The following is a 4,413-nucleotide window of genomic DNA, read 5'->3' on the forward strand; positions in this document are numbered from 1 at the left end:
GTCCCTGCGCTCCGCCTTCTTCCGCGCCGTCTTCTTCCACGGCTCCGGCGCCTGCGGCGGGACGGACCCCGCCCCCGCGTCCGGCACGACCGGCAGCGGCACCACCGTCGTCGGCGCCGTCGCGGCCGAGGGGCCGCCCGGCTCGTCCTCCGGCGCGTCGACGACCGCGCGCAGCAGCGCCCGCGCGCCGGCGTCGTCGAGCCGCTCGTCGGGGTCCTTGCGCAGCAGCCTGTAGATGCAGTCCTCCAGGGGACCGGCGTTCTTGGGCGGGTCGACGGGCTTGGTCATCACCGCGGTCAGGGTGGCGATGGCCGATCCCAGGTCGTACGGCGGGTGCCCCTCCACGGCGGCGTACAGCAGCCCGCCGAGCGACCACAGGTCGGACGCGGGCCCCGGCTTCTGCCCGCGGGCGCGCTCGGGCGAGATGTACGACGGGGCGCCGACGAGCATGCCCGTCGTCGTGATCGACGGGTCGCCCTCGACCTGCGCGATGCCGAAGTCGGTGAGGACGACGCGGCCGTCGTCGGAGATGAGCACGTTGGACGGCTTCACGTCGCGGTGCAGGATGCCCTCGCGGTGGGCCGAGCGCAGCACATCGAGCACGGCGAGGCCGACCTCGGCGGCGCGCCGCGGGGTGAGCGGGCCGTCGTCGCGGGTGGCGTCGGAGAGCGAGCGGCCCTCGATCAGCTCCATGACGATCCACGGGCGGTCGTCCTCGTCCACGACGTCGTAGACCGTGACCGCGCCGGTGTTCCTGATCCGGGCGATCGCCTTGGCCTCGCGGAGCGTTCGCGTGACGAGGCGGCGCTTCTCGTCCTCGTCCACGCTGGTGGGAAAGCGCAGCTCCTTGACCGCGACCGCGCGGCCCAGCACCTCGTCCGTGGCACGCCAGACGGTGCCCATGCCGCCGCGGCCGAGCACCTCCCCGAGCCGGTAACGGCCGGCCAGCAGCCGACCTGTCGCGCCGTCCCCTTCGCGCCCCATCGATCCCCTCAGCGATTCACCCCGGCAGGACCTCCATTGTGTCCCATCGCACGGACACCCCTGTCCGCCGGGCGAGTTTTGCCGTGATCGATCTTCCGTCCCCGACAGGCCTTTTCACGGTGTCCGCGCAGCCCAAGGCCCCTGCCCGCGCGCTTACATGCACCTACAAAGAGACCCGGCTATGCGACCAACGACACCCCCGCGGCGCCACGGCGGCGGGTGCACGGTGACGGGCGCACGACCGCCACGGCTACAGCGGCACGATCTCCGGCGCCCCCAGCCGCGCCGCGTCCGCCGTCTGGTCGTCGGGCTGCCGCTGCGACTCGCGCTCCGCCTCCACCCGCTTCTCGTAGTGCGCGACCTCGCGCTCGACCTGGTCCCGGTCCCAGCCCAGCACCGGCGCCATCAACTCGGCGACCTCGGCCGCGCACTGCGTACCGCGGTCGAAGGTCTCGATGGAGATGCGGGTGCGCCGCGTCAGCACGTCGTCGAGATGGCGTGCGCCCTCGTGGGAGGCCGCGTACACGACCTCCGCGCGCAGGTAGTCGTCCGCGCCGCTCAGCGGCGCGCCCAGCGACGGGTCCCCGGCGATCAGCTCCAGCACCTCCCCGGCCAGCGCCCCGTACCGGTTCAGCAGGTGCTCCACCCGTACGACGTGCACCCCCGTACGCGCCGCCGTCCGCGCCCGCGCGTTCCACAGCGCCGCGTACCCCTCCGCGCCCAGCAGCCGCACCTCTTCGGTGACGCACGGCCCGACGCGCTGGTCGAGCCCGTGCACGGCCTCGTCGACGGCGTCCTCGGCCATGACCCGGTACGTCGTGTACTTGCCGCCGGCGACCACGACGAGCCCGGGCACCGGGTGCGCCACGGTGTGCTCGCGCGACAGCTTGCTCGTCGCGTCCGACTCGCCGGCGAGTAGCGGCCGCAGGCCCGCGTACACGCCCTCGACGTCATCCCGCGTCAGCGGCACGGCGAGGACGGAGTTGACGTGCTCCAGCAGGTAGTCGATGTCGGCGGAGGAGGCGGCGGGGTGGGCCTTGTCGAGGTCCCAGTCGGTGTCCGTGGTGCCGATGATCCAGTGCCGGCCCCAGGGGATGACGAACAGGACGCTCTTCTCCGTACGGAGGATGAGCCCGGTCGTGGAGTGGATGCGGTCCTTCGGTACGACGAGGTGGATGCCCTTCGACGCCCGTACGTGGAACTGCCCGCGCTCGCCGACCATCGCCTGCGTCTCGTCCGTCCACACGCCGGTCGCGTTGACGACCTGCCGGGCGCGCACCTCGAACTCCCCGCCCTGCTCCAGGTCGTGCACCCGCGCGCCGACGACGCGCTCGCCCTCGCGCAGGAAGCCCACGACCCGCGCGCGGTTGGCGACGTGCGCCCCGTACTGCGCGGCGGTGCGCACGAGCGTGGCGACGTACCGCGCGTCGTCGACCTGCGCGTCGTAGTACTGCAACGCGCCCACGAGCGCGTCCTTGCGCAGGCACGGCGCGACGCGCAGCGCGTGCGAGCGGGAGAGGTGGCGGTGGCCGGGCATGCCGCGGCCGTGGGCGCGGGACATCGACATCGCGTCGTACAGCAGCACGCCGGAGCCCGCGTACGCCCGCTCCCACGCGCGGTGCTGCAGCGGGTAGAGGAACGGCACCGGCTTGACCAGGTGCGGGGCGAGGCGCTCGGTGAGCAGCCCGCGCTCCTTCAGCGCCTCGCGGACGAGGGCGAAGTCCAGCATCTCCAGATACCGCAGCCCGCCGTGGATGAGCTTGCTGGACCGGCTCGACGTGCCCGACGCCCAGTCCCGCGCCTCGACCAGCCCGGTGGCCAGCCCGCGGGTCGCCGCGTCCAGCGCGGTGCCCGCGCCGACCACGCCGGCGCCGACGACCAGCACGTCCAGCTCGCGCTCCGCCATCTGTGCGAGGGCCTCACCGCGCTCGGCCGGCCCCAGTACCGCTGTCTTCACGGATGCCTCCAGTCCTGTCGCCCCGTTGCGGCAGCCCAACGTGCCCACGTCCGATTCTGTCCGCCCCCGCGGCGGACAGCCACCGTACGGGCCGCGTGCGCAACGCCGCAGACGACGCAAAGCGCCCAATACTGAATAACAGTCATATATGCCCGTAGCCTGACAAGAGCCTCTACCCACTCCGGCTCAGGTCCGGGGACCACGGGAAGGAACGCCCCGCAGACATGCCCGCAGACGTCGCCGTCATCGGACTCGGCCACCACGGCCTGCCGCTCGCCCGCGCCGCGGCCACGGCCGGCTTCTCCGTCGTCGGATACGACCCCGACCCGCGCGCCGTCGACGCCCTCGCCGCCGGCCGCCCGCCGACGGGCGGCTCGCTGCCGGCGGCCGCGGTGCGCAAGCTCCTGACCACCGGTTTCCGCGCCTCCGCCGACCCCGCCGACCTCGGCGGCGCCCGTACCGCCGTGATCTGCGTGCCCACCCCGCTCGCCGACGACGGCGCGCTCGACCTCGGGCCGGTCGCCGACGCGGGGCGCGAGCTGGCGCGACACCTCAAGCCGCGCACCACCGTGCTGCTGGAGTCCGCCACCTACCCCGGGAGCACCGAGGACCTCCTGCGCCCCCTCCTGCAGCAGGGCTCCGGGCTGCGCGCCGGGCGCGACTTCCACCTGGCGTACTCCCCCGGCCCCCTCGACCCGGCCGACACCGCCCCCGCGCCGAAGGTCGTCGGCGGGCTGACCCCGGCCTGCACGGAGGCGGCGGTGGCGTTCTACGGGCGGTTCGCGGAGCGGGTCGTACGGGCCCGGGGGCCGCGCGAGGCGGAGACGGTGCGGCTGCTGGAGGGCAACGTACGGCACGTGAACCACGCCCTCGTCAACGAGCTGGCCTGGTTCTGCCACGACCGGGGCATCGACCTGTGGGACGTGATCCGCTGCGCCGAGACCCGGCCGTTCGGCACCGCGCCCAGCTACCGCCCCGGCCCCGGCGTCGGCGGCCACGGGGTGCCCGTCGACCCCGACCGCGTCCCCGTCCGCGTCCCGCACCCCGGCGGCCGCACCGCCCCCGGCTTCGACCACCCGCTGCGGATGGTGGACCTCGCCCGCGAGGTCAACGGCCGGATGCCGCGGTACGTCGTCCAGCGCTGCGCCCAGCTCCTCAACGAGCACGGCAAGTCCGCCCGCGGCGCCCGCGTGCTGCTCCTCGGCGTCACGTACGAACCGGACGTCGCCGACCTGGAGCGCACCCCGGCCGGCGACGTCGCGGCCCGGCTGACCGAGCTGGGGGCGCGCGTGGGGTTCCACGACCCGTACGTCACGGCGTGGCAGGTGCTGGGCCGGCCGGTGCCGCGGGCGGGGGCGCTGTACGAGGCGGCGGCGGACGCGGACCTGACGGTGCTGCTGCAGCCGCACCGGACGTACGACCTGCAGGCGCTGGCGGTGAAGGCGCAGCTGCTGCTGGACACCCGCGGGGCG

At 74.5% G+C, this 4,413-nt stretch carries 3 protein-coding genes; 1 reads left to right on the plus strand and 2 read right to left on the minus strand.

Going from position 1 to position 4,413, the window contains the following annotated elements; genetic code table 11:
- Both ABD317_RS33955 and ABD317_RS33960 read right to left on the minus strand, forming a co-directional pair.
- Positions 1-984 (minus strand): serine/threonine-protein kinase (locus ABD317_RS33955; RefSeq protein ID WP_344295197.1); only part of this gene is annotated, 984 nt, incomplete at its 3' end.
- 250 nt (positions 985-1,234) lie between these two features.
- Positions 1,235-2,941, minus strand: coding sequence for an FAD-dependent oxidoreductase (locus tag ABD317_RS33960; protein ID WP_027756382.1), 1,707 nt, complete (start codon positions 2,939-2,941; stop codon positions 1,235-1,237).
- Positions 2,942-3,165: 224 nt separating this feature from the next.
- On the opposite strand from ABD317_RS33960, the gene ABD317_RS33965 reads away from it, so the two are divergent.
- Positions 3,166-4,413 (plus strand): nucleotide sugar dehydrogenase (locus tag ABD317_RS33965; RefSeq protein ID WP_344295199.1); only part of this gene is annotated, 1,248 nt, incomplete at its 3' end.

It is taken from the genome of Streptomyces synnematoformans (assembly GCF_039531005.1).
Taxonomy (GTDB): domain Bacteria; phylum Actinomycetota; class Actinomycetes; order Streptomycetales; family Streptomycetaceae; genus Streptomyces; species Streptomyces synnematoformans.